This is a genomic window from Thiohalobacter sp. COW1 (genome assembly GCF_016629505.1).
In the GTDB taxonomy this organism is placed as follows: domain Bacteria; phylum Pseudomonadota; class Gammaproteobacteria; order Thiohalobacterales; family Thiohalobacteraceae; genus Thiohalobacter; species Thiohalobacter thiocyanaticus_A.
The window spans coordinates 427,421-451,271 of the sequence record NZ_AP024239.1 but is presented as its reverse complement, the minus strand read 5'-3'; the positions used below and the strand labels follow the sequence as shown (position 1 = coordinate 451,271).

The window sequence follows — 23,851 nt, the reverse complement described above, 5'->3', positions numbered from 1 at the left end:
GCATGCGCATCGCTAGCGCGGCTCGCTTCTCAGCCCCATGACGATGGCAAAGCAGCCCACCAGCAGCACCAGGGTGAAGGGAAGTCCGGCGGAGACTGCGGCGGCCTGCAGCGCCGCCAGTCCACCGCCGAGCAGCAGCGCGATGGCGATGGCGCCCTCGATCACGCCCCAGAACACACGCTGCGGCTTGGGTGCATCGATCTTGCCGCCGGCCGTGATGGTATCGATCACCAGCGATCCCGAGTCCGAGGAGGTGACGAAGAACACGATCACCAGCACGATGCCGATGAAGGAGGTGATATCCGCCAGCGGCAGCTGCTCGAGCATCATGAACAGCTGCAGCTGCAACTCCGCATTTACGGCGCCCTCGAAACCTTCCTGGAGCTGCTTGATTGCCGTAGTGCCGAAGGCCGTCATCCAGAACACCGACACGATCGACGGTATCAGCAGCACCGACACCAGAAATTCGCGCACCGTGCGCCCCCGGCTCACGCGGGCGATGAACATGCCCACGAAGGGCGACCAGCTGATCCACCAGGCCCAGTAGAAGGTGGTCCAGCCCTGGCTGAAATTGGCATCCTCCCGACCGAAGGGATTGGCCAGAAACGGCAACTCCGTCAGGTAACTGCCCAGATTGGCGAAGAAGCCGGTGGCGATCATGAGCGTCGGTCCGACTAAGACCACGAACATCAGCAGCAGGAAGGCCAGGACCATGTTGATCTCGGACAGGCGCTTCACGCCCTTGTCCACGCCGGCCACGATGGAGAAGACCGCGATGGCGGTAATCCCCGTGATCAGCAGCACCAGCACGGTGTCGCCGCTGCCGAACCCGAACAGATGATTCAGCCCGGAGGCGGCCTGCTGGGCGCCGATCCCCAGCGAGGTGGCCAGCCCGAACAGGGTGGCGAACACCGCCAGGATATCGATGACATGCCCCGGCCAGCCCCAGATGCGCTCGCCCAGCAGCGGATAGAAGATGGAACGCACAGTCAGCGGCAGGCCCTTGTTGTAGGCGAAGATCGACAACGACAGCGCCACGATGGCGTAGATCGCCCACGGATGCAGACCCCAGTGGAAGATGGTGGCGGCCATCGCCAGCCGGGTGGAACCGGCCGGGTCATCGGCCGCCGCCCCCAGCGGGGCCCAATCGGTACGCACGCCGTCCTCGCCGACGCTGATGCCGCCGAACGCGGTGCCGTAATGACTGAGCGGTTCGGACACGCCGTAGAACATCAGGCCGATACCCATGCCCGCGGCGAACAGCATGGCGAACCAGGACGGCCGGGAGAAATCCGGGGTCGCCTTCGCCCCGCCGATGCGGATGCTGCCCAGTGGCGACAGGATCAGGCCCAGGCACAGGAGCACGAAGATATTGCCGGCGAGCAGGAACAACCAGGTCATGTGACTGTTGATCCAGTTCTTGATCCCGTCGAAGACCGTGGTCGACTGCTCGGGCAGGGCCAGGGTGAGCACGACGAAGGCGAGGATCACCAGCGAGGAGACGGCGAAGACCGCACCGTGGATGTCGATGTTCACCCCGAGCGGGCTGGCCTGGTAGTTGTCCTGACCGATCTGGTAATCGGTGTCGATCAGGTTGGCCGCGCCCTCGGGGGCGGGTACGCCGGTGGATTCGCTCAGCTTCTCCGGGGATTCTTCGGGTGTATTGGCCACGGAACTCTCCCTTGAATATCGGTTTGTTATTCCACTGCATCCGGCCGGACGAGAAACACGGATGCCTGGGTATGTGCAGCGATCTTGCTGCCGTTGGCCGGCATGATCGCATCGAGATGCCTGGGCAGGTGCGTGGCCATGACCACAAGGTCGGCACCGGTGTCGCCGATCGCCTGGATCAGAATATCGTCCAGATCGGTCACCGGATCGTGGCTGTTGTAAACGCGGGCGCTGGGTTCGTGTCCGTTATCCGGGGCATGCTGGTGGGCGAACTCCCTGAGCTTCTGCTCGTATTCATCGGGAGTGCGCGCCACCGAACTGGGCTGGGAGGTCGTCACGCCGACATAACTGAGCGCCGCCTGGTAGTGCCGCGCCAGATCGGCGGCGACAGTGAGTGATTTTTCCAACGCATTCAGATGCGCAAGATCCACCGGCACCATGATCCTGTTGAACATGAAGGGGCTCCTCTTGCAGTTATTCAGGTTATGAATTGTCGGCCGGACGGCTCTCCCTTGAAACCTGCCAGCATGGACGCGTTCGAGAGATTGAAAATCGCAGTTTAACGATTGTTATTGATCGAAAGTGTAGCAGGTGATCCCGAAACATAAATATTCTTCAGCAGCCGGTCAACAGTACGTACCGGGTGCCGGTAGGTCGGTCGGGATCACGCCGCCCCCTCGGGCGGCTCAGCCCTGAGCGCCGGATCCTGCCGGTAGTAGAGCGCGAGTTGCCGATACACCTGTGGGAATTCATGTCGCAAAACAGCCGGGGCCTCGAAGAAATACTCACTGGCAACGGCGAAGAACTCCGCCGGGTCCTCCGCCGCATAGGGGTCGACAAGCGTCTCCCGTCCCTGCCCGACCTGGCGCAGCAGCTGCTCGAAAGCCGCTGTGAAGATTTCCGACCATGCCTCCACGGCCATGCCGCGATGCAGCGGCGGCAGTCCGTTGGCGCTTCCGGTCCGCATATCCAGCTTGTGCGCAAACTCATGGATGACGACATTGGTGCCGGGGCCGTGGGGCGAAGCCCCCGGCGCGGCATCCGCCCAGGACAGCACGACCGGACCGCCGTCCCAGGACTCGCCCGCCAGTTCATGCCGGCTGCTGTGCACCAGCCCGGCCTCATCAGTCTCCTCGCGCGGGGCAACGAAGGTATCGGGATAGAGGATGACGGTGGACCAGTCACGATACAGATCCAGTTCCAGATTCAGGATCAGCAGGCAGGCCTGTACCGCGACGTGCAATGCCATGGCCGGCGTCACCTCGAAACCGCGGGCGCCATAGAACTCCTTGTCATGCAGGAACAGGGTGGTCAGTTCGCGCAGCCTCTCCCGCTCGCCGGCGTCCAGTCCCTGCAGCACGGGCAGCGCAGCGGCGAGCTCATCCCATAGCGGATCCGCGATCGCATGACGCCGGAGGACCCGCCGGCGCCTCCAGCTTTTCAATTGCTGCAGCATCCACCCGCCTTTCCAAAATGTTACAGCCCCTGTTCCGGTTCGGAACACAAACACCGCGAGCCGTTCGATTGTGTCCTCTCCTCCCTTGATTATCAACTGGATAATCGGCTGGCACGGGCCTTGCCCTGGCATCGGGAGCTTTGTATTCGACACAACAACGACTACCGATGCATGGCCATCGGCAAGGGGGACCCATGGCCTGGAACCATCTGCTGTTTTACCGCTGGATTGCCTTCAATCTGGTCGGGGCCGCGCTGCTGCTCGTGTTCAGCGTGCAGGGCCTGGTGGCGCCGGTATTCAGTTCCGACAGTTCCCGCCTGACCTATGTCATCGCCGCCCTGTTCGTCTACGGCATGGTGCTGTGCGGCTACCGGGTATGGAAGACCAGCCGCGAGATCGACGCCGTCAAGCAGGGCGGCAAGGGCAAGCTGCGCGATTTCATCGACCTCAGTGCGCATACCGACCGCGAAAGCGTGAAGGAGGCCTTCGAAATCAAGTTGCTCGCGCGCATCGCCTTCGTCAAGTACATCGCCACCAGCCTGGTGACGCTGGGCCTGCTGGGCACGGTCATCGGCTTCATCCTGGTCCTGACCCAGGTGCCGGCCAACGCCGTGGGCGACAGTTCCCAGGTGGGCAAGCTGGTGGCGGTGCTCACCAACGGCATGGGCGTGGCGCTGTATACCACCCTGGTCGGCGCGGTGACCAATCTGTGGCTGAACGCCAACTACACCATGCTGCGCACCGGCGTCATCAACCTGATCGCGGCCATCCTGGAGTCGGCCGAGCCGGAAGCGGCCGCATGAGCAAGCACTTCTCCTTCGCCGCCGAGGCCGAGGACGATTCCGACGTCGTCTTCCGTGATGTCATCACCCTGGCCCTGCTGGGTTTCATCGCCCTGGTGATCATCCTCCTGCCGCACATCAACCCGCCGGAGAAGAAACGCACGGAGCAGGAGGTGGCCGCCCCCGGCAACGTGATGATCGAGGCCCGCTGGGATGACGACATCGACGCCGATGTCGATCTCTGGGTGCAGGGCCCGCAGGACCGGCCCGTCGGTTACTCCAACCTGGCCGGGGAGGTCTTCAACCTGCTGCGCGACGACATCGGCTTTCGCAATGACGTCTCGCAGCTGAATTACGAAAACGCCTACTCGCGCGGCATCGTGGAGGGCGAATACACGGTCAACCTGCACATGTACTTCAACCGCGCCGACAGCTGGCCGGTTCCGGTCACGGTGCTGGTCTCGACAGTGAAACCCTCCGGCACCACCCGTACCACCCGCCAGATCCTGGTCAGCGAGGTGGAGCTGCGTCGGCTGGGCGAAGAGTTGACGGTGTTCAACTTTCAGCTGGATGCGGACGGCGAACTGGTGGACGGAAGCGTCGGTTCAGCACCGAGAAAACTGGTCACCGCGCCCACCGGCGGCTACAACTTCGATGCCTACAAACAATGATGAATTCTGAACTCACCGCCCTGCTCGTCGCCTACCTGCTGCTGTGCCTGGGCTATGCCCTGTTCTCGCTCAAGACCACGCGCAGCCCCCTGTTCCGGGGAATCAGCCTGCTCTACCTGGGCGTCTCGGTCGGCCTGGCGCTGTATCTCTACAACCAGCTGCTGTCGCAGCCCCGCCCGCTCAGCCAGGAATTCTTCAACAACGCCGAGGAGGCCGTGGTGCTGGCCACCCACCCGCGCAGCGGCGAGGCCATCTATCTCTGGCTGCAGCTGCCGGGCAGCCCGCAGCCGGCCTACTACGTCATGCCCTGGTCCGGCCAGGCCGCGGAGGAACTGGAGATATCGCAACGCGAGGCACGCGAACACGGCGGCAGAGTGGTGATGAACGGGCCCTTCAACCAGGACCGCCGCCATGGCCTGCGGGCCGAGGAAGAGGAGCGCATCTTCTTTCCCGCCGTGCCGCCGCGTCCGCCGCTGAAGGAAGGCGAGACCAGCGGTGCGCCTGCCGCGCAGCGGTTCGAGCGGCCGCAGTGAATATCCATGCGCAGTATCAGACCAAACCACACTGGAGGAAAACAATGAAAGACAAGATCCTGTATACCCCGGGCGAGGCCATGGAACTGATGAAAACGGACAAGGTCGTGCTGATCGATATCCGGGACAGCGACGACTATGCCGAGAGCCACATCCAGGGCGCAGTCAATCTTCCGGACATTTTCTATTACCTGGCCGAGACCACGCCGGAAGGACTGGAGAAGCTGCACGAGCATTTCCGCCAGCAGCTCTCCGCGATCGGACTGACCCCGGACACCACCGCCATCGTCTACGAGGATGCCTACGACAGCCGCTACGGCGGATCCTGCCGCGGCTACTGGCTGCTGCGCTACCTGGGCCATGCCCGCACCGGCGTGCTGGACGGCGGCTTCAGCGCCTGGCTGGAGGAAGGCCTGCCCGCCGATGCCGAGCCGGTGCCGACCACGCCGGTCGACTTCGCCATCGACCCGCAGCCGGAGATGCTGGCGACGCGTGACGAGGTGCTGAACTGCCTGGACAAGCCGGACGTCAAGCTCCTGGACATCCGCGACCGGGTGGAATGGGATGCAAAGAGTTCCTCGCCCTATGGCGTGGATTTCGCCCCCCGCAAGGGCCGCCTGCCGGGCGCGCGCTGGATGGAGTGGTACAGCTTCCTCGAACGCGACGGCCAGATCCCGTATTTCAAATCGCCCGAGAAGATCCGCGCCCTGTGCGCCGAGTACGGACTCTATCCCGAAGACAACATCATCATCTACTGCTTCAAGGGCGCACGGGCCTCCAACACCTATGTGGCACTGAAGGAAGCCGGCTTCCAGAAGGTACGCAACTATTTCGGATCCTGGAACGAATGGTCGCGCGATCCCCAGCTGCCCGCCAACGAAGAGGTGTTCGGCTGAGCCAGACGCTGTCCGGCTCTCCGCTGGCGCCGGCGGCGCACATGGCTGCATCGGTGCGTCGCCGGCACCTCCCGCCTCCGGGCTGAAACGCCCGGTTCTCCGGCTGACCGTCCAGGCCGCTGCCCACCCGCCGGTCACCCGCGGTGGTGATAATGGTTTTCATACTCAATCCTGTCTGCGGGCGACTCTGAGCCCGTCAGCGGATCTGTGTGCTAGGATATCCCTGCCAGTCAGCAAGTAAAGGGAGTCCGGGCTTGCCCTATCGCCTCGTCCTGCTGTTGTCTCTGTTCCTGCTCGCACCCGCGGTGTACGCGGAGGCCGAAATCGAGCGCATCCGGCTCGGCGACGGCATCGACATGGACCTGCGCCGTTTCAGCGCCGGGGGCGACACCCTGCTGCTGGGCTTCCCCTGCGATCTGGGCCTGGGCCGGGCCGAGGCGCAGGCCGGTGAGGTGCTGTCGCGGCGCGGGATCGAGGTCTGGATGGCCGACCTGCTGGGGGCGCATTTCCTGCCCATCGCGCCCAGCAGCATGCGCAGCCTGGAAGGCCGCGAGGTGGCCCGGCTGATCCGGCATGCGGTGGAAACCACCGACAAACGCATCATCCTGATCGCCAGCGGCTATGGTGCCGTGCCGGCGCTGCGCGGCGCGCGCATCTGGCAGGCCGAGCGCCCGGAGGACACCCGACTGGGCGGCGCCATCCTGTTCTACCCGATGCTCAATGCAAGCAACCCCCAACCCGGCCAGCCCATGGACTACCTGCCGGTGGTGCATCAGACCCGGCTGCCGATCGTGATCATGCAACCGACCAACACCCCGGCCCGCTTCTGGGTCGACAAGCTCAGGCAGACGCTGGCACAGGGCGGCAGCCGGGTGCGGGTGGAACTGCTGCCGGGCGTGCGCGGTCACTTCTACGACCGCGAGGACGCCACCGAGGCGGAACGCGCCATGGCCCGGCGCCTGCCCGAACTGGTGGAACAGGCGTTGCAACAACTCAAGCAGATGGAGGCCCCATGATGCTGCGATTGTTCCTCCTGATACTGGCACTGACCGCCCCGCCGTTGTCGGCCGACGAACTGATGGAATACCGCGGCGAGCCGCTGCCCGCCTTCGCACTGCAGGACCTGGAGGGGAATAGCCACAGCCTGGAGGACTACCGGGGCAAGGTGGTGATGGTGAACTTCTGGGCCACCTACTGCCCGCCCTGCATCAAGGAAATGCCTTCCATGCAGCGGCTCAGCGACAAGCTCGGCGAGGAGCGGTTTGCCATCCTGGCGGTGAACATGGCCGAGCCGCGCGACGAGGTCGAGGGCTTTCTGCACAAGCACGATATCGACGTCAGTTTCCCCGTGCTGCTCGACCCGGACGGCACAGTGGTCTCGCAATGGATGATCACGGCCGTGCCGACCACCTTCATTCTCGATCCCGAGGGCAGGATCCGCTACGGCCTGTTCGGCGGCCTGGAGTGGGACAAGCCCGAGATCGTCGACACCCTGAGCGGGCTGATGCGCTGAGCCGGGCCGGCGGGGCTGATGAAGCGCCGCCCGGGCTCTATAATCAGACGGGCAGGCGGCGCCCCGGGGATTCGCGGCCGCAGTCTCAGCGCCATCCCCGATTGAAACAGAGGCGGGAATACCTGCCGCCGCTGATTCGTCTCTACCTTACAAGCCGCGCGGTATGCAGCGCTCGCCCGCCACCGCGCACCACAACAATACGCACCACAAAACCACCAGCAATACAAGGAGTTGACACTATGCGCATGACCCACAGCACCTCTGCTTTCGCCCTCGCCGCCGGCCTGGCCCTGGGCAGTGCCCTGCCGCTCACCGCCGTCGCCGGCTCGGTCGACAAGGCCCTGGATCAGGCCGCGACCGCCATCGCCGAGGCCAAGTCCAACGACTGGATCTGGCGCGATACCGAGAAATTCTTCAATGAGGCTCAGGAAGCCGCCAAGAAGGGCAACAAGGACGAGGCCATGAAGCTGGCCACCAAGGCCCGCGAACAGGCCGAGTTGGCCGTCAAGCAGTACCGGCTGGAGCAGGAGACGGACCGCAGTCTCTGATACGGCGGCTGTCTGCAGACAGAACCGTGGCGCCCCGGTCCAGGCCGGGGCGTTTTCGTTTCCGGCCGCCGCTTGCGCGGCGCATTGATCGATGCGAAGGTTGCAGGGTTGCCACTGATCGAGGCAGGTCGCCGCGACTATCGCCCGTGTCCCCATCCCTTCAGACCCTTCGCTGGTTGCTCACCGGTCGCGTCCAGGGCGTGGGCTTCCGTCCCTTCGTCTATCGTCTGGCGCTCGAACACGGCATCCACGGCTGGATCCGCAACCGCTCCGGCCAGGTCGAGATCCTGGGCCAGGGCGAGTCCGGTCGGCTGGCCCGGTTCGAACAGGCGCTGACTGCCCAGGCCCCGCCTGCCGCCGCACCGCGCATCGCCGCGCGCGAGTCGCTTGCCTGGCAGCGGCTGGAGGACTTCCGCATCAAGCCCAGCCGGTCCGACGCCCGGCCCTGGATCCATATCCCGCCTGATCACTTCGCCTGCCCCGAGTGCCTGGCCGAGATCCGCAATCCGGCCGACCGCCGCTACCACTATCCGTTCAACAACTGCACCCAGTGCGGGCCGCGCTACACCCTCATCCGCACCCTGCCCTATGACCGGCCCAACACCACCATGGCCGGCTTCGACCTGTGCCCGGCCTGTGCAGCCGAGTACCGCGAGCCGGCCGACCGGCGCTTTCATGCCGAACCCATCGCCTGTCCCGTCTGCGGCCCCTGGCTGAGCTACCGGCCTGGCATGGCCACGGCCGCAACCGCCGAAGGTGAAGCGGCGCTGACGGCCGCGGCAGCCGCGCTGCGCGACGGCGCCGTGCTGGCAGTCAAGGGGATCGGCGGTTATCACCTGATGTGCGCCGCCGCCGACCCGGCCGCCATCGAACGGTTGCGGGCGCGCAAACCGCGGCCGCACAAACCGCTGGCCGTGCTGTTTCCGGATGACGACACCCTGTTGCAGCAGGAGGTCAGCTGCAGCCGGGAGACCCTGGCCCGTCTGCGCAGCCCGCAGCGGCCGATCCTGCTGCTGCCGCGCGCGCCGCAGGCCACTCTGCCGGAGGCACTGGCGCCCGGGCTGCGCGAACTGGGGGTCATGCTGCCCTGCTCGCCGCTGCACAGCCTGCTGCTGGAGGCGGTCGGCGCCCCGCTGGTGGCCACCTCGGGCAATCTCAGCGGCGAGCCGGTGCTCACCGACAACGCCGAGGCGGATACCCGGCTGTCCGGGATCGCGGACGGCTTTCTGCATCACAACCGGCCCATCCAGCGCCCGGCCGATGACAGCGTGCAGCGGCCCATCGCCGGTGCCGTGCGCCCGCTGCGACTGGGCCGCGGCGACGCGCCGCTGGAGTTGGAACTCCCCCGGCCCGTGCCCGAACCGCTGCTCGCCGTGGGCGCCCACATGAAAAACACCCTGGCGCTGGCCTGGGACCGGCGCCTGATTGTCTCACCCCACATCGGCGATATGGGTGGTCGGCGCAGTCTGAGCGTGTTCGAACAGCTGGTCACGGACCTGCAGGCACTCTATGGCGTGCGCGCCGCACGACTGCTGTGCGACGCCCATCCCGATTACACCACCCACCGCTGGGCTTGTGAGACGCAGCTGCCGGTCACGCCGGTGTTCCATCATCATGCCCATGCCAGCGCCCTGTGCGGCGAACACGGCATCGACGAGCCCTGCCTGGTCTTTACCTGGGACGGCACCGGCTACGGCGCCGACGGCAGCCTGTGGGGCGGCGAGGCCCTCTACGGCCGGCCCGGCGACTGGCGGCATCTGGCCCGGTTGCGCCCGTTCCGTCTGCCCGGGGGCGACCGCGGCGGACGCGAGCCCTGGCGGGCGGCGGCGGCCCTGTGCTGGGAAAGCGGCGTCGGCTACACCCCACCGGTGCCGGCACCGGATCTGCTGCGCCAGGCCTGGCAGCGCGGCCTGAACGCACCGGCCACCAGCGCCGCCGGTCGCTTGTTCGATGCCGCCGCCAGCCTGACCGGACTGCTGGAGACGGCCAGCTATGAGGGCCAGGGGCCGATGTGGCTGGAACAGGCGGCTGCGAACTGCCCGGGCGAGGCGCTGGCGCTGCCGCTGAACACCGACAGCCTGCCCTGGCAGCTCGACTGGGCGCCCCTGCTGCCCCGTCTGCGCGACGCCGGCCGGCCGGCGGCACAGCGCGCCGCCGACTTTCACGCCAGCCTGGCTGCCGCCATCCGTGACCTTGCCCGGCGCGCGGCCGGGGTGCATGCCTTCACCCGTGTCGGTCTCACCGGCGGGGTGTTCCAGAACCGTCTGCTGACCGAGCTGGCGCAACGCCAGTTGCAGGACGCAGGCTTTCAGGTCTTGCTCTGCAGGCAGCTGCCCTGCAATGATGCCGGCATCAGTGCGGGACAGGTGTATGATTACCTCGGGAGTCGGTGCGGAGAAGATTGAGGACGCCCTGACCCATCCGTCATGCGGCGAAAGCGGGAATGACGCTGTACCAGCGTCGCCATATCTCCGGTCTTCTGATCAGCGTTTCCCCAACAGGGTTATGAACGACGATACCTACATCTCTCTGGCCCACGGCAACGGCGGCCGCTTCATGCGCGAACTGATCGAGTCCGTGTTCCAGCGCCATCTCGGCAACCCGGCCCTGGACGTCCAGGCCGATGCGGTGAAGCTGCAGCTGGACGCTGCGCACTGCCTGTTCACCACTGACGGTTTCACCGTCCAGCCGCTGGAATTCCCCGGCGGTGACATCGGCTCCCTGGCCGTGCACGGCACCACCAACGATCTGGCCGTGGCCGGCGCCGAACCGAAGTACCTCAGCCTCAACGCCTTCATCGAGGAGGGGCTGGAACTGGCGCTGCTGGACCGACTGATCGCCAGCCTGGCCGCGGCGGCGCGGGACATCGGGGTACAGGTGGTGGCCGGCGACACCAAGGTGCTGCGTCGTGGCGAGGGCGGCGGCCTGTACCTGGCCACCACCGGCATCGGCCTGGCCCTGCCCGGCCCGGTACTCGGGCTGGACCGGATCCGGCCCGGCGATGCGGTCCTGGTCAGCGGCCCGGTGGGCGATCACGGCATTGCGGTCATGCTGGCACGCGAGCAGTTCGGCCTGCGCGGCGATCTGCGCTCGGATGCCGCCAGCGTGCTGCCGCTCACCCGCGCCGCGCGTGATCTGGACGGACTGCGCTTCATGCGCGACCCCACCCGCGGCGGGCTGGCCAGCGTCTGTCACGAGATCAGCCGCGCCACCGGCCTGGGTGTGCGTCTGCGTGAGGCCGCGCTGCCGGTGCGCGATCCGGTACGGTCGGTGTGCGAAATGTTAGGCTATGACCCGCTGTACCTGGCCTGCGAGGGCCGGGTGGTGGCGGTGGTCGCGCCGGCGCAGGCCGAGGCCCTGCTGGCGCGCTGGCAGGCCCTGCCCGAGGGCAGCGAGGCCTGCCTGATCGGCACCCTGGAGGCCGGCGCCGACCGGGTGTTGCTGGAGACCGGCATCGGCGGCGAACGGCTGCTGGAGGAGCTCGAGGACGATCCGCTGCCGCGGATCTGCTGACTTTTCATTGCACCGCCATACCCGGAAGCGTGCGGGGAACGCTGCGCTTAACCCGGCCTGACATCCAGGGAACGAGGAGGTCTGGAACACCGTAGGTTGGGTTAGGCGCGACAGCGCCGTAACCCAACGAACAGGCCTGAACGTTGGCTTACGCCCTGCGGGCTAACCCAACCTACAAGGCTTCGTCTGACTCCATACCCTGCAACCGTGCCGCCACCATCCGCGTCAGCGCCGGCCCCTGTTGCGCCAGCCAGTCGGCCGGCGTCTGACCGGCCTGCGGATCCACCACCAGCCCGAGGATGGACAGCCGCGGCCGCAACTCCAGCGCCGCCGCCAGTTCGACCACCTCGCGGATACCCAGGCCATGTGAGGAAAGGCCGCCGGCCGCTTCCAGTGCCTGCAGCGTCACCCAGCGCGGGCCGGCGTCCGGGCCTGTCACCGGCATGGCATCCAGCAGGATGACCCGGTCCAGAGCGTCCCAGTGCGGCAGCATGTCCGCCGGCGTGCGGCAGACATGCCAGCGGACAGACTCGACGGCCGGATGCCCGGACAGGGCGGTGCGCAGATAATCAATCGCGGCCCAGCCCAGGGCATCCACGCCCTGGGCGGAACCGACGCCGAAAACCCCTGCCTGCTCCTGTAAATGCGCCAAGCTTGACTCCGGTCAATGCGGCCTCCCGGCCGCGACGTAGGATGTCTGGATATCAGAAACAGCGTTGACACACATATTCGCGTCCGCACATGGGCGCCGGGCCGGACCGCTGCATGAGCGCTACCGCATCCAGACTGGAGACTATCATAACTGCGTTGCAGTCAGCCGAGCGCTTTCCGCATCCGGTCGGCGACTTCCGCGTGATCGAAACCCATATCTCATATATTCTGCTCACCGGCGGCATCGCCTACAAGTTCAAGAAACCGGTCGACCTCGGATTTCTCGATTTCAGCACCCTCGAACAACGCCGCGAGGACTGTGAGGTTGAACTGGAACTCAACCGGCGCCTGGCCCCGGCGCTGTATCTCGATGTGGTCGCGGTGACCGGCACACCGGAAGACCCGCAGCTCGGCGGCACCGGGGAGCCGATCGAATATGCGCTCAAGATGAAGCAGTTCGACGATACGCGTCGTCTGGACCGGCTCGCCGCCAGGGAAGAACTCACTACCGACCACATCGACCAGCTGGCCGCGACCCTGGCGGCCTTTCACCGCAGCCTGCCGCCGGCGTCGCCGGACAGCGGCTACGGCAGCTTCGAGGGCATCGCCGAACGCATCCGCGAGAACTTCAATCAGATCGACGCCCGCATCGATGAACCGGCCCTGCTGGCCGAGCTTGAACCGCTGCGGGAATGGTCCGAAACCCAGCTAGAGCAGCATCAGGACGACATGGAGCAGCGCCGGCGCGAGGGCTGGATCCGGGAATGCCACGGCGACCTGCACCTGGCCAACATGGTCGACATCGACGGCGGGGTGGAGATCTTCGACTGTCTGGAGTTCTCCCCCGACCTGCGCTGGATCGACACCCTGAGCGAGATCGCCTTCCTGCTGATGGACCTCGACTATCAGGGGCAGCATAACCTGGCCTGGCGCTTTCTGAACGAATACCTGGAATACGCCAACGACTACATGGGGCTGTCGCTGCTGAACGACTACCGCGTCTACCGCGCCATGGTGCGGGCCAAGGTCGCGGCCATCGAGTGCGAGCAGCACCGGGACGATACCGAGCGCGCCGAAGCGGCCCGTCACCAGCTAGTCCGCCATTTGAAGCTGGCGCGGGCCTATACCCAGAACCACGGCGCCACCCCCATCGTGCTCATGCACGGGCTGTCGGGCTCCGGCAAGAGCCGGCTGGCCCAGCAGCTGGCCGAGACCTGCAACTGCATCCGCATCCGCTCCGATGTGGAACGCAAGCGTCTGCTGGGCCTGTCACCGCTGGACTCCACCCATGCGCAGGGCGCCGACGCCTACAGCCCCTCGCTCACGCGCAAGACCTACCAGCGCCTCCAGGCACTGGCCTATGGCATCGTCGACGCCGGCCTGCCGGTGTTCGTCGACGCCACCTTCCTCATGCGCGAGCAACGGCAGAATTTCCAGCGCCTGGCCCAGGTGGCCGGCATCCCGCTGGTGATCCTCGACGTGGCCGCGCCCGAACCCGTACTGCGCCAGCGCATCCAGGCCCGCGCCCGCAGCGGCGGCGATCCCTCCGAGGCCGATCTCGCGGTACTCGATCAACAGCTGGAACACCAGGAACCGCTGACCGGGGACGAACGCCGGATCAGCATAGTCGTGGACACCTCGACCGAGGTGGATCTGGAGCGGCTGGTCAGCGAGATCCTGCAGCGGGCCCGGATCCGGCCGTCCGGCTGAGACCGCGCCGGATTCCTGTTATCCTGCGGTCTGGAAAACAGCAACCACCAGCGGGGAACTCACATGGGCATCGAAGTCGGCGGCCTGCTTGGCCTGATCCTTCTCATCCTGATCATCTGGGCCATTGTCAGTACAGTCCAGAGCACCGCCTCCACCGGCGCCAAGGTGGCCTGGATCCTGGTGCTGCTCATCCTGCCGCTGGTCGGCTTCATCGTCTGGCTGCTGGTCGGCCCCAAATCGGCCAGATAGAACCCGGCGGCGTTTATTCAGTCATTGCTTTCCGGGCTTCCAGCAGCTGCTGCTTCAACGTGCGCGCTGCCGGTCCGGCCTGCTCGAGAATCCTGTCGATGCGATTGAAGTGCAGCAGCCGCACGCCACTCGTATCCGGCTTGATGTAGATATCCGGCTTCCAGGCACGCATCCGCGCCGCGATGATGGACTGCTGCATGATTTCGAAGGTACTGAAGACCAGGCGATTCCATTCCACCTCATCCTGTCCGCCGTCCCGGCGTGAACCGGAGACATCGATTGCGACGATCAGGGCATGCCGACCTTCCAGCAGATCGAACGGCAGCGGATCCGAGGTCCCGCCGTCGATCAGCAGCTGCTCGCCACGCGGCACCGGCGCAAACAGGCCGGGCACCGCCATGCTCGCCCCGATTGCAGCAAACAGATCACCCTCCTTCAGCACCACCGTCTGGCCGCTCCAGTAATCCGTGGCGACGATCTCCAGCGGGATTTCCAACTCCGCAAAGGTTCGCGCCTCGATCTTCTCTGCCAGGAAGTCGAGAAAGCCGCCTGAGTCGATCAGCCCGCCGTTGTCGATATCGATCTCGACGAGGTCGGCGAATGTCAGCCCGGCATCCGGGTCGGCCAGCCGGGACAGGGCATCCAGGCTGGAACCGCCGAACTCGGCGAAGATGTCACGGATCTGCTGCGCACTCAGGCCCGCGGCATAGAGGGCACCGATCACCGCCCCGATGCTGGTGCCGGCAATGCGATCAGGGCGGATCGACAGATCATCGAAGACCTGCAGCATGGCGATGTGCGCCAGTCCTCCTGCCCCACCCGATCCCAGCGCCAGGCCGATGGACGGCCAGGGCGGCGGCGGGGCGTCATTGACCGCACCCACCACCTGCCCGGGAGCGGTCAGCAGTACCGAGGCGAACAACAGGGCGAAACACAGATCGGTGCTTCGGACCGCACGACCCGAAACTGTTGCGGGCGCAAACCGGTACATGGGCAGGGCGCGGCGCCTCAGCGCCGCACACTCAGGCGCAGGAAATGGGTCGCACAGGAGATGCAGGGATCATAGTTGCGGATGATCATCTCGCCCTGGCGTCGCAGGGCCTCCTCGTCGCGGTCCAGGCCGGCGCGGGTCAGGCCCAGCCGCAGGTCCTCCTCGATACGGGCCTGGTTCTGGCTGGTGGGCGGGACGATGGTAACGGCCTGCACCCGGCCCCGGTCGTCGAGGCGGTAGCGGTGCCAGAGAATGCCGCGCGGCGCCTCGGTCACCCAGGCCGCCGTTCCCGGGCCCGGGGTGGATTCCACATACGCCTTGTCCGGGCGATGGTAGTCGCGCAGCAGCCGCAGGGCCTCGTCGATGGCATACAGCAGTTCCACCGCGCGGGCGATGATGCTGTGATACATGTTGCGGCTGGGCAGTTCGATGCCGGCGGCGGCCAGGCGCTGGGTGAGTTCGCCCGGCAGCTGGTCGGCATTGAGGTTCAGCCGCGCCAGCGGCCCGACCAGGTAGGGCCGGCCGTCCAGGTGGGCATGCAGGGCGGTGGAATGCGGCGCCTGGAATTCGCGGAAGTGCCGTTCGAAGTCCTCCGGGTCCAGGTCGTGGCGGGCGCTGGAGACGATGCGTCCGGCGTTCATGGGATATTCCTGCGGGTGGCGCATGGCGACATTGACGAAGTCCTGTTCGTCCGCCGGCAGCTCCAGGGTGAACAGCCAGTCCAGCAGCGCCTCGGCCTCGACGCGGGCCGCGGTCAGCTCACCGACCATGGCCGCGACCTTGTGCGCTTCGGGGGCGTGGTGGAAACCGCCCACCCTGACCCCGATGGGATGCACGGCACGGCCGCCGAACAGGGCGATCAGCTCGTTGCCCAGCCCCTGCAGCCGCAGGCCGCGGCGCACCTGCTCGGGATAGTCGCGGGCCATGGCGGTGGCCGACTCGAAGCCGAGGAAATCCGGCGCGGCCAGTAAATGAATATGCAGGGCATGGCTCTGGATCCATTCGCCGCAGTACAGCACCCGGCGCATGTCGCGCACCCAGGGCGCGACCTCCACCCCCCAGGCCTTCTCGTAGGCGTGCACCGCGCTCATCTGGTAGGCCACCGGACAGATGCCGCAGATGCGCGCCACCCGGTCTATCACTGACTGGGCCTCGCAGCCCTCCAGGAATTTCTCGAACAGGCGCGGCGGCTCGTAGATCTCCAGCTTCAGTTCGGTGATGGCCCCGTTCTCGATGGCCAGATCCAGCGCGCCCTCGCCCTCCACCCGGGCCAGCACCGGCACCTTCACCGCGATTTTTTTCGATTCTGTCATTTGCGGTACCTGTTGCCGGCCGCGGTGAAGGGTTCGGCCTGGCTGGTGATGCCGTGATACTGCTCGCGCAGCTGTTCGGGCAGCAGCCCGAGCCCCTCGAACCAGTGCGACAGGGCATCGGTATTGGGATTCTCGGCCGGGCCGTAGCAGGCATAGCAGCCGCGCTCGAAGCTCGGGCACAGGGCGCCGCAGCCGGTGCGCGTCACCGGGCCCATGCAGGGCGTGCCGTGCGCCACCATGACGCACACGGCCTGGCGACGCTTGCACTCCATGCATACCTTGTCCTGCTCCGCCGCCGGGGTGACGCCGCTCAGCAGCGCGCGCACGGCAGCGGTCACCTGGCGGGTGTTGACCGGACAGCCCCACAATTCCAGATCCACGTGCACGGCGGACCTGATCGGGCTGGCCGTGGTCAGGCTGTCCAGGTATTCGGGCGTGGCGTAGACCGCACTGTGCCAGGCATCGGCGTCGGTGAAGTTGCGCAACGCCTGCAGCCCGCCGGCGGTGGCGCAGGCGCCGATGGTGACGAGGAAGCGGCTGTTCTTGCGTATGGCCTGGATGCGTTCCAGGTCATGGCGGGTATTGAGGCTGCCCTCGACGAAGGCGACATCCACCGGCGTGTTCTCGTCCAGCATGCCGGCCTCGGCGAAATGGACGATATCGACCATGGCGGACAGAGTGAGCAGGTCCTCGCCCATGTCCAGGAAGGCCAGCTGACAGCCGTCGCAGGAGCTGAACTTGTGCACGGCGACTTTCGGTTTGGCGGTTGATTCATCCATAGCGATACGCCTTTTTTATAAGAGCGCCACGGAATACACGGAAAGCACGGAAAATATGCATGTGAAACCCGAGTCGCCATTGCCGGGCGCGCAGCGCCACGGCAATGGCAATCCCAGACATTCCGTGTCTTCCGTGTATTCCGTGGCGCTCTTGAACTCGGTTGTCAAAACCCCTTCACTCCCAGCCGGCCGCTGATCTCGGGGTAGTTGAACACCGGTCCCTGGCGACAGAGGAAATCCTTGCCGTACTGACAGTGGCCGCACAGGCCCACGGCGCACTGCATGTTGCGCTCCATGCTGAGCCAGATCGACTCGGGCGTCACACCCAGTTCCAGCAGCCGGCGGATGGCGGCGATCATCATGGGCTCGGGCCCGCACAGCATGACCATGGCCTGCTGCACCGACATGCTCAATCGGTCGAACAGGTCGGTGACCAGGCCGACGTGCCAGTTCCAGCCGCTGCCGGCGACATCGGCCGCGAGTTGGACCTCGGTGTCCGGCCGGCCGCTCCAGGCCTCGTAGCGCTCGCGCCAGATCAGGTCGTCCATATGCTTCACGCCCTGGACGATGGCCAGGCGGCCGAAGCGCTCGCGGCGCTGCATGACGTAATTGATCACCGAGACCACCGGCGCGCAGCCCAGTCCGCCGGTGACCAGCAGCAGATCCCGGCCGGCGGCCGCCTCCAGCGGCCAGCCGCGGCCGAACGGTCCGCGCAGGCCGATCCGGTCGCCGGGACGCAGCGCCTCCAGTCCGTGGGTGACGCGGCCGACGGCGCGCACGGTGTGCTGGATCTCATCGTCGTGCTCGGGATCGGAGACCACCGAGACAGGCACCTCGCCCACCCCGTAAAGATAGAGCATGTTGAACTGCCCCGGCGCGAAGCGGTAGGGCGCGGGCGCGGCCGGGTCATCCAGCTTCAGCCCCAGGGTGAATACGCTGGGGGTCTCCTGCACCCGGCTGACCACCTCGGCCTGCCAGGGCACCTGCAGGGAGGCGTTCATGTGCCGGCCTCCTTCAACAGCGCGCTGACCTCTTCGGTGATGTCGATGCCCACCGGGCACCAGGTGAGGCAGCGGCCGCAACCTACGCAGCCGCTGCGCCCGTACTGGTCATGCCAGCTGCCCAGCTTGTGGGTCAGCCACTGGCGGTAGCGCGAGCGGGTGTCAGGCCGCAGGGTGATGCCGTGGATGTAGCTGTGATTCTGCGTGAAGCAGGAGTCCCATTCCCGATAGTGGGTGGCGCTGCTGCCGTCCAGCGTCGGGACGTCGACCTGCTGATGGCAGAAACAGGTGGGACACACCGAGGTGCAGTTGCCGCAACTCAGGCAGCGTTCGGCCACCTGCGTCCAGCGCGGATGCTCCCAGGCGTTGAACAGATGCTCGCGCAGATTGCCGGCGGGCATGGCGCGCGACTGGGCGGTGCGGGCCGCCTCGCGCTCGCGGTCGATCTGCCCCTGCTGCGCCTCGGTCACTGCCTGCAGCGGCAGTTGCTGCGCGAGGGTCTCGCCTTTGCTGCTGGCGGCGCGTACGGCATAGCCCTCATCCAGTTCGTCCAGCACCAGATCGCAGTCATCCCCGGCCTGGGGGCCGTCGCCGGTGGATACGCAGAAACAGGTCGCCGCGGGATGGGTGCAATTGACCGCCACCAGGAACAGGCCCTCGCGACGGCGCGCATAGTAAGGGTCCGTACTGCCCGCCCGGAGAAAGTGCTGGTCCTGCAGCGCCAGCGCGGCCAGATCGCAGGCGCGCACGCCGATGACGGCCAGCGGCCGCGGCTCGGGCGCGGTGGACTGGAACTGCAAACGGCCCTCGCCGTCGCGCTCGCTTCGCCACAAGGGCTCGCGCGGGGCAAACAGGTGCGGCTTGAGCGCCTGCGGTCCGCAGGCCCAGGCGAAACAGCGCGGCGTGCCGGTTTCCCGGAGGCGATACTGGCCCGGTGCCTGGGTCTCCTCCATCCCCTGTGGCAGATCGGCGCCGGCGCTCACCTCGCGATACAGGATGGCGTCAGCGTCGACCCGCGGTCCGATGCAGTCATAACCGGCGCCATCGAGGGCCCGCAGCAGCGTATCGAACGCCTCCCGTGGCAGGAAGCCGCGTCGGACCGGAGACGTAGCGTTGACAGCCACCCGCGTCTAGCGTCTGAAGTGCCTGACCAGCAGACCGCCCAGAACGACCACCAGGGCAACGCCAGCGACCAGGGGCAGGATATGATCCGGATGCGTCAGCCAGTGCAGCAGGCTGTCACCCGGCGTGGTGGCCACGGCATGGCCTTCGTGGGCATGAGCGCCCGTAACCGTTGCCAGTGACAGTATCGCGATCAGCCATTGCGTCGTGGAGCGTGTCATCGTTTCACCTCGTTGCGTGAAAATTCCAGTACAGGGATAGCGGGCAATTCCAGTGCCTGCAACCCTGTTTCTGCCGGGGCTGGATAAAACCACGTCATTGCGAGCGTAGCGTGGCAATCTCGTACCGCAGAAGCAACCTGATGGAGATTGCCGCGTCACTTCGTTCCTCGCAATGACGGCCGGTATGGGCCATTCGCCCGCCCCCGGCCGTCACCTTACTTTAACCTTGACCAGTTCCTCACCCTCCGGATCGGTGACATGCACCGCGCAGGCGATGCAGGGATCGAAGCTGTGGATGGTGCGCAGAATCTCGATCGGCTGCTTCGGATCGTGCAGCTTGTGCCCGGCAAGGGCGGCCTCGTAGGGACCGTCGTTGCCCTCGGCATCACGCGGACCGGCGTTCCAGGTGCTGGGCACCACCGCCTGGTAGTTGGCAATCTTCTCGTCCTCGATCACGATCCAGTGCGCCAGCGCCCCGCGCGGCGCCTCCATGAAACCCACGCCCTGCGCCTTCTTCGGCCAGGTGGAGGGCTCCCATTTGGTCTCGTTGAAGGTCTTCACGTCACCGGCCTTGATGTTGGCGATCAGGTTGTCGTACCAGGTGCCCATGGCATCGGCGATGATCTTGGTCTCCAGGGTGCGGGCAGCGGTCCGGCCGAGGGTGGAGTACAGGCCTTCGACCGGCAGGTCCAGCTTGTTCAGCGTCATGTGCACCAGATCCTTTGTCTGCTCATGACCGCGGGCATAGAGCATCAGCACCCGGGCCAGCGGCCCGACCTCCACCGGCTTGCCGCGCCAGCGGGGGGATTTCATCCAGGAATAGTCCTGTTCCACATCGAGCTGGTCGTAGGGCGGCTTGGGACCGGTGTAATCGAGCTCGGTTTCGCCCTGGTAGGGATGCAGGCCGACGTCCTTGCCGTCCCGGTATTTGTACCAGGAATGGGAGACGAACTCCTGGATCTGGTCCTCGGCGTTGAGGTCCACCTCGTAGACGCGCGACAGATCGCGGTCCAGGATCACCCCGGAGGGAATCAGATAGCTGGAGGGATCGTCCATGCCCTGCTCGGGGAAATCGCCATAGGTCATGAAATTGCCGATGCCCTCGCCCTGGAAGGCCCAGTCCTTGTAGAAACCGGCGATGGCCAGGGTATCGGGCACGTAGACCTGATCGACGAAATCGCGCATGCGCTCGATGATGGTCTTTACCTTCTGCAGGCCGACGGTGTTGATGGCCGTGCCCTCGGCGCCGCCGCGGAAGCGGCGCTGGCGTCCGGCACCGTCGCCGCCGGCGCTGATGGCGATGGCGGAAGGCGTGCCACCGACCAGGAAATTGGGATGCGGATTCTTGCCGCCGAAGATGGCATGCAGCCGCGCCACGTCACGCTGCCATTCCAGCGCCTCCAGATAATGCGCCACCGCCATCAGGTTGGCCTCGGGCGGCAGTTTGTAGGCCGGATGGCCCCAGTAGCCGTTGGCGAAGATGCCGAGCTGGCCGGACTCGACGAAGGTCTTCACCCGCTTCTGGATGTCGCTGAAATAGCCGGGTGAGGATTTGGCGTAGTTGCTGATCGACTGCGCCAGTTCCGAGGTCGCCCTGGGATCGGCCTTGAGTGCGGAGACCACGTCCACCCAGTCCAGGGCATGCAGGTGGTAGAAATGCATGACATGGTCGTGCACGTACTGGGCGGCGATCATCAGGTTGCGGATCAGCTGGGCATTGGGCGGAATGCTGTAATCCAGCGCATCCTCCACTGCCCGCACCGAGGCGATGCCGTGCACCAGGGTGCACACACCGCAGATGCGCTGGGCGAAGGCCCAGGCATCGCGTGGATCGCGCCCGCGCAGGATGATCTCGATGCCGCGCACCATGGTACCGGAACTGTAGGCCTGGGTGATGCTGCCGTCAGCATCGGTTTCGGCCTCGATGCGCAGATGCCCCTCGATGCGGGTGATGGGATCGACGACGACGCGTTCTGCTGTCATGTCAGGGTCCTTTTATCTGGTGAATAATGGCCACGGAATACACGGAAAGCACGGACATATGGGGAATTGGGGTTTAATTGGCTACTTGACGAATTTCCCGTCATTCCGGCGCAGGCCGGGATGACGGGGTAGATTCCGGTTTGTGCCCCATTTGTATTGGGTATTGTCCGTGCTTTCCGTGTTTTCCGTGGCTAATGATTTTCACGTCTTCTCCGGCAGAAACTCCGCCAGCATCTCGGTCAGGCCCACCACCTCGATATCCTCCATGCGGTTCTCCTCCAGGCCTTCCTCGAGCATGTTGCGGCAGTTGGAACAGGCCGTGACCAACTTCTCCACCTGCAGACCGTCGAGTTGCTTCTTCTTGCGGCTGAACACCTGGGCCCGCAGCGGGTTGGCGCGTTCGTTGGCGCTCACGCCGCCGCCGCCGCCGCAGCACCAGTTCATCACCCCGGCATCGGGCATCTCGACGAAGTCCTCCGCCACCATGTTGAGCAGGCTGCGCGGCTGCTGCACCACGCCGCCGCGGCGCACCAACTGGCAGGGGTCGTGGAAGGTCACCCGCGCCGATTCCCTGCCGCTGGTCTGCAGCCGGCCCTCGGCGCGCAGTTCATCCAGCACCTCCAGGATATGCTTGACCTCGAACGGGTAGCTGCGGCCGATGAGGTTGGGCCCCTCCCAGCGCAGGGCGGTGTAGGCGTGGCCGCACTCGGGGCTGATAACGGTCCTGACCCCGAGCCGTTCGGCACTGTCGACGATGCGCTGCACCAGTTCCGCGGCCAAGTCGGACGAGCCGATCTGGATGCCGCTGTTGGTGGCCTCGAAGGCGGTCGAGGACAGGGTCCAGGACACGCCGGCACGGTCGAATATCTCCGTGACCGCCCCGATGATCTCGTTGAACTGGGCGATCTCGGCCGAGGACAGCAGCATCAGGTATTCGGCGCCCTCGACATCCAGCGGCACCGTCATGCCGGTGTCCTTCTCGGTGTGCTTGATCTGCGCCTTCAGGGTATCCAGGGTCACGCCCATGGGGCTGCCGATCTCGATGGCGCGGGTGGTGGCCATCTTCAACCCTTCCGGGGCATGACCGGAAGCGGCCATGGCCTCGCGCGACTTGCGGATCATGTAGGTGATGTCATTGCCGACCGGGCACACGGCAGTGCAGCGTCCGCACAGGGTGCAGCCGTCGTAGATCAGCGTCTCCCACTCGGCCAGTTCCTCATCGGTGATCTTCTTCTCCAGACCCAGCTTCGACAGCAACCGGCCCCAGAAGGTGAAGTTCTGCTTCCAGGCGCGGCGCAGCGGTTCGGTCTTGTAGATGGGCGTGTACTTCGGATCACCGGTCTCGGTGTAGAACAGGCAGGCATGGGCACACATGCCGCAGTGCACGCAGCTGTTGAAATAGGAGGCAATGGGCCCGTCGATCTGGTTGACGAAGGCGTTGAGACCGCGTTCGAGTGAGGGACTCATAGCTGGACTCCCTTGCGACCCATGGCCGCACCGTTATAGTAGCGCGACACCGCGAAGGTGAAGGCGTGCATCAGCTTGGTGAAGGGAAACACCACCATCAGGATCTCCACGCTCAGGATGTGCAAGGCCAGCATGGTGGTGTAGGGCACCACGTCCATGTGCATGGCCATGTAGCCGGTCACTACCGGCAGGGTGGTAACGACCCAGGCGATGTAGTCCTGAGATGTGGACAGGAAGCGGCGCACCGGGTCGATCAGCCGGTGCACCAGCAGCGCCACCAGCGCGGCGATGGTGAGAATGGACAGAAAATCGATCACTGGCGACGGCAGCCCGGCCCAGCCGAAGCCCAGCACGTCCTTGAAGAACTGGATGTGGGGGATGAAGAACAGCAGTACCAGCAGGAAGCCGATGTGGAACACATAGCCGGCGATCAACACCAGCGGCGAGTTCTTCATCAGGCCCTCGCTTGGCAGGGAGCGCCGCCACACGGCACGCCAACCGGCCCGCGAGGCGCTGGCGCGCGGTCTGGACAGATCCGGCTTGCGCCCGATCAGCCACATTTCGATGAAGCGCATGAAGATCCCGACCAGGAATATCACAGTTGCATATTCCAGGCCCGGACCCCTTACCCAGTTGAGAAATTCCATATCGGTCTCCCCAGACCTGCCCTGCTACTCAATCAGCTCGTTTACTTGCCACGGAAACACATGGTATGGAACGGAAAATATTCATCCAATGGTTTGAATGGCTCTCGCATAACCCGGATACCCGCTTATCCGTC

The 23,851-nt window shown here is 65.6% G+C and carries 24 protein-coding genes; 11 read left to right on the top strand and 13 right to left on the bottom strand.

What is annotated here, in order from left to right:
- Positions 1 to 12 precede the first annotated feature (12 nt).
- The 3 genes from COW1_RS02010 to COW1_RS02000 all read right to left on the bottom strand — a co-directional run bounded on the left by COW1_RS02010 (position 13) and on the right by COW1_RS02000 (position 3,127).
- Complete coding sequence (locus tag COW1_RS02010; protein WP_201345267.1) at positions 13 to 1,671, bottom strand: BCCT family transporter; 1,659 nt, start codon at positions 1,669 to 1,671, stop codon at positions 13 to 15.
- A gap of 26 nt (positions 1,672 to 1,697) precedes the next feature.
- A complete protein-coding gene (locus tag COW1_RS02005; protein WP_096366705.1) occupies positions 1,698 to 2,126 on the bottom strand; it encodes a universal stress protein in 429 nt (142 codons plus the stop codon).
- A gap of 209 nt (positions 2,127 to 2,335) precedes the next feature.
- A complete protein-coding gene (locus COW1_RS02000) occupies positions 2,336 to 3,127 on the bottom strand; it encodes a zinc-dependent peptidase (protein ID WP_096366706.1) in 792 nt (263 codons plus the stop codon).
- Between the two features lie 194 nt (positions 3,128 to 3,321).
- Here COW1_RS02000 and COW1_RS01995 point away from each other — a divergent pair, with 194 nt between their 5' ends.
- The 9 genes from COW1_RS01995 (at position 3,322) to hypE (ending at position 11,583) form a co-directional block, all read left to right on the top strand.
- Positions 3,322 to 3,930 carry a MotA/TolQ/ExbB proton channel family protein gene (locus COW1_RS01995; protein WP_157745626.1) on the top strand — a complete coding sequence of 203 codons (609 nt, stop codon included), beginning with the start codon at positions 3,322 to 3,324 and terminating at the stop codon, positions 3,928 to 3,930.
- On the top strand, positions 3,927 to 4,580 hold the full coding sequence (locus tag COW1_RS01990; protein ID WP_096366708.1) for a hypothetical protein: 654 nt from the start codon (positions 3,927 to 3,929) through the stop codon (positions 4,578 to 4,580). Before COW1_RS01995 ends, COW1_RS01990 begins: the two co-directional genes overlap by 4 nt.
- Positions 4,577 to 5,113, top strand: a complete 537-nt coding sequence (locus tag COW1_RS01985; protein ID WP_201345266.1) for a hypothetical protein — start codon at positions 4,577 to 4,579, stop codon at positions 5,111 to 5,113. The genes COW1_RS01990 and COW1_RS01985 overlap by 4 nt, the downstream gene beginning before the upstream one ends.
- Before the next feature lie 44 nt (positions 5,114 to 5,157).
- Positions 5,158 to 6,009, top strand: a complete 852-nt coding sequence (locus COW1_RS01980; protein ID WP_242466475.1) for a sulfurtransferase — start codon at positions 5,158 to 5,160, stop codon at positions 6,007 to 6,009.
- 254 nt (positions 6,010 to 6,263) lie between these two features.
- Positions 6,264 to 7,025, top strand: a complete 762-nt coding sequence (locus COW1_RS01975; protein WP_201345265.1) for a hypothetical protein — start codon at positions 6,264 to 6,266, stop codon at positions 7,023 to 7,025.
- A complete protein-coding gene (locus COW1_RS01970) occupies positions 7,022 to 7,522 on the top strand; it encodes a TlpA disulfide reductase family protein (RefSeq protein WP_096366713.1) in 501 nt (166 codons plus the stop codon). The genes COW1_RS01975 and COW1_RS01970 overlap by 4 nt, the downstream gene beginning before the upstream one ends.
- A gap of 239 nt (positions 7,523 to 7,761) precedes the next feature.
- Positions 7,762 to 8,070 (top strand): hypothetical protein, encoded by a 309-nt coding sequence (locus COW1_RS01965; RefSeq protein ID WP_096366714.1) that lies wholly within the window; start codon positions 7,762 to 7,764, stop codon positions 8,068 to 8,070.
- A 146-nt stretch (positions 8,071 to 8,216) separates the two neighbouring features.
- Positions 8,217 to 10,475, top strand: a complete 2,259-nt coding sequence (gene hypF, locus COW1_RS01960) for a carbamoyltransferase HypF (RefSeq protein ID WP_201345264.1) — start codon at positions 8,217 to 8,219, stop codon at positions 10,473 to 10,475.
- 100 nt (positions 10,476 to 10,575) lie between these two features.
- The gene (hypE, locus tag COW1_RS01955) at positions 10,576 to 11,583 is read left to right on the top strand and encodes a hydrogenase expression/formation protein HypE (protein ID WP_201345263.1); all 1,008 of its coding nucleotides are present in this window, start codon (positions 10,576 to 10,578) and stop codon (positions 11,581 to 11,583) included.
- A 172-nt stretch (positions 11,584 to 11,755) separates the two neighbouring features.
- Here hypE and COW1_RS01950 read toward each other — a convergent pair whose 3' ends face one another.
- Positions 11,756 to 12,235 (bottom strand): hypothetical protein, encoded by a 480-nt coding sequence (locus COW1_RS01950; protein ID WP_096366717.1) that lies wholly within the window; start codon positions 12,233 to 12,235, stop codon positions 11,756 to 11,758.
- 113 nt (positions 12,236 to 12,348) lie between these two features.
- Between COW1_RS01950 and COW1_RS01945 the strand changes: the two genes are divergently transcribed.
- Both COW1_RS01945 and COW1_RS01940 read left to right on the top strand, forming a co-directional pair.
- Positions 12,349 to 13,944, top strand: coding sequence for a bifunctional aminoglycoside phosphotransferase/ATP-binding protein (locus COW1_RS01945; protein ID WP_242466474.1), 1,596 nt, complete (start codon positions 12,349 to 12,351; stop codon positions 13,942 to 13,944).
- Between the two features lie 63 nt (positions 13,945 to 14,007).
- Positions 14,008 to 14,193, top strand: a complete 186-nt coding sequence (locus COW1_RS01940) for a PLDc N-terminal domain-containing protein (RefSeq protein ID WP_096366719.1) — start codon at positions 14,008 to 14,010, stop codon at positions 14,191 to 14,193.
- A 13-nt stretch (positions 14,194 to 14,206) separates the two neighbouring features.
- Here the strand turns inward: COW1_RS01940 and COW1_RS01935 are convergent, their stop codons facing one another.
- The 9 genes from COW1_RS01935 to COW1_RS01895 all read right to left on the bottom strand — a co-directional run bounded on the left by COW1_RS01935 (position 14,207) and on the right by COW1_RS01895 (position 23,717).
- On the bottom strand, positions 14,207 to 15,184 hold the full coding sequence (locus COW1_RS01935; RefSeq protein ID WP_201345261.1) for a patatin-like phospholipase family protein: 978 nt from the start codon (positions 15,182 to 15,184) through the stop codon (positions 14,207 to 14,209).
- Positions 15,185 to 15,201: 17 nt separating this feature from the next.
- Entirely contained in the window at positions 15,202 to 16,497 is a 1,296-nt protein-coding gene (locus tag COW1_RS01930) for a Ni/Fe hydrogenase subunit alpha (protein ID WP_096366721.1), read from the bottom strand.
- On the bottom strand, positions 16,494 to 17,276 hold the full coding sequence (locus tag COW1_RS01925; protein WP_201345260.1) for a sulfhydrogenase subunit delta: 783 nt from the start codon (positions 17,274 to 17,276) through the stop codon (positions 16,494 to 16,496). The genes COW1_RS01930 and COW1_RS01925 overlap by 4 nt, the downstream gene beginning before the upstream one ends.
- A 164-nt stretch (positions 17,277 to 17,440) precedes the next feature.
- Positions 17,441 to 18,277 carry an FAD/NAD(P)-binding protein gene (locus tag COW1_RS01920; RefSeq protein WP_201345259.1) on the bottom strand — a complete coding sequence of 279 codons (837 nt, stop codon included), beginning with the start codon at positions 18,275 to 18,277 and terminating at the stop codon, positions 17,441 to 17,443.
- On the bottom strand, positions 18,274 to 19,401 hold the full coding sequence (locus COW1_RS01915; RefSeq protein WP_201345258.1) for a 4Fe-4S dicluster domain-containing protein: 1,128 nt from the start codon (positions 19,399 to 19,401) through the stop codon (positions 18,274 to 18,276). Before COW1_RS01915 ends, COW1_RS01920 begins: the two co-directional genes overlap by 4 nt.
- Positions 19,402 to 19,407: 6 nt before the next feature.
- Positions 19,408 to 19,620 carry a hypothetical protein gene (locus COW1_RS01910; protein ID WP_201345257.1) on the bottom strand — a complete coding sequence of 71 codons (213 nt, stop codon included), beginning with the start codon at positions 19,618 to 19,620 and terminating at the stop codon, positions 19,408 to 19,410.
- Between the two features lie 210 nt (positions 19,621 to 19,830).
- Positions 19,831 to 21,603, bottom strand: a complete 1,773-nt coding sequence (locus COW1_RS01905; protein ID WP_096366725.1) for a nickel-dependent hydrogenase large subunit — start codon at positions 21,601 to 21,603, stop codon at positions 19,831 to 19,833.
- A gap of 201 nt (positions 21,604 to 21,804) precedes the next feature.
- Entirely contained in the window at positions 21,805 to 23,070 is a 1,266-nt protein-coding gene (locus COW1_RS01900; RefSeq protein WP_201345256.1) for a (Fe-S)-binding protein, read from the bottom strand.
- Complete coding sequence (locus COW1_RS01895; protein ID WP_201345255.1) at positions 23,067 to 23,717, bottom strand: hypothetical protein; 651 nt, start codon at positions 23,715 to 23,717, stop codon at positions 23,067 to 23,069. Before COW1_RS01895 ends, COW1_RS01900 begins: the two co-directional genes overlap by 4 nt.
- Between the last annotated feature and the right edge of the window lie 134 nt (positions 23,718 to 23,851).

Excerpts from the sequence above, each read along its gene's own strand:
- COW1_RS02005 (WP_096366705.1), bottom strand. The coding sequence starts at position 2,126 with ATGTTCAACAGGATCATGGTGCCGGTGGATCTTGCGCATCTGAATGCG.
- COW1_RS02000 (WP_096366706.1), bottom strand. The coding sequence starts at position 3,127 with ATGCTGCAGCAATTGAAAAGCTGGAGGCGCCGGCGGGTCCTCCGGCGT.
- COW1_RS01995 (WP_157745626.1), top strand. The coding sequence starts at position 3,322 with ATGGCCTGGAACCATCTGCTGTTTTACCGCTGGATTGCCTTCAATCTG.
- COW1_RS01990 (WP_096366708.1), top strand. The coding sequence starts at position 3,927 with ATGAGCAAGCACTTCTCCTTCGCCGCCGAGGCCGAGGACGATTCCGAC.
- COW1_RS01985 (WP_201345266.1), top strand. The coding sequence starts at position 4,577 with ATGATGAATTCTGAACTCACCGCCCTGCTCGTCGCCTACCTGCTGCTG.
- COW1_RS01980 (WP_242466475.1), top strand. The coding sequence starts at position 5,158 with ATGAAAGACAAGATCCTGTATACCCCGGGCGAGGCCATGGAACTGATG.
- COW1_RS01970 (WP_096366713.1), top strand. The coding sequence starts at position 7,022 with ATGATGCTGCGATTGTTCCTCCTGATACTGGCACTGACCGCCCCGCCG.
- COW1_RS01965 (WP_096366714.1), top strand. The coding sequence starts at position 7,762 with ATGCGCATGACCCACAGCACCTCTGCTTTCGCCCTCGCCGCCGGCCTG.
- hypE (WP_201345263.1), top strand. The coding sequence starts at position 10,576 with ATGAACGACGATACCTACATCTCTCTGGCCCACGGCAACGGCGGCCGC.
- COW1_RS01945 (WP_242466474.1), top strand. The coding sequence starts at position 12,349 with ATGAGCGCTACCGCATCCAGACTGGAGACTATCATAACTGCGTTGCAG.
- COW1_RS01940 (WP_096366719.1), top strand. The coding sequence starts at position 14,008 with ATGGGCATCGAAGTCGGCGGCCTGCTTGGCCTGATCCTTCTCATCCTG.
- COW1_RS01935 (WP_201345261.1), bottom strand. The coding sequence starts at position 15,184 with ATGTACCGGTTTGCGCCCGCAACAGTTTCGGGTCGTGCGGTCCGAAGC.
- COW1_RS01930 (WP_096366721.1), bottom strand. The coding sequence starts at position 16,497 with ATGACAGAATCGAAAAAAATCGCGGTGAAGGTGCCGGTGCTGGCCCGG.
- COW1_RS01925 (WP_201345260.1), bottom strand. The coding sequence starts at position 17,276 with ATGGATGAATCAACCGCCAAACCGAAAGTCGCCGTGCACAAGTTCAGC.
- COW1_RS01920 (WP_201345259.1), bottom strand. The coding sequence starts at position 18,277 with ATGAACGCCTCCCTGCAGGTGCCCTGGCAGGCCGAGGTGGTCAGCCGG.
- COW1_RS01910 (WP_201345257.1), bottom strand. The coding sequence starts at position 19,620 with ATGACACGCTCCACGACGCAATGGCTGATCGCGATACTGTCACTGGCA.
- COW1_RS01905 (WP_096366725.1), bottom strand. The coding sequence starts at position 21,603 with ATGACAGCAGAACGCGTCGTCGTCGATCCCATCACCCGCATCGAGGGG.
- COW1_RS01900 (WP_201345256.1), bottom strand. The coding sequence starts at position 23,070 with ATGAGTCCCTCACTCGAACGCGGTCTCAACGCCTTCGTCAACCAGATC.
- COW1_RS01895 (WP_201345255.1), bottom strand. The coding sequence starts at position 23,717 with ATGGAATTTCTCAACTGGGTAAGGGGTCCGGGCCTGGAATATGCAACT.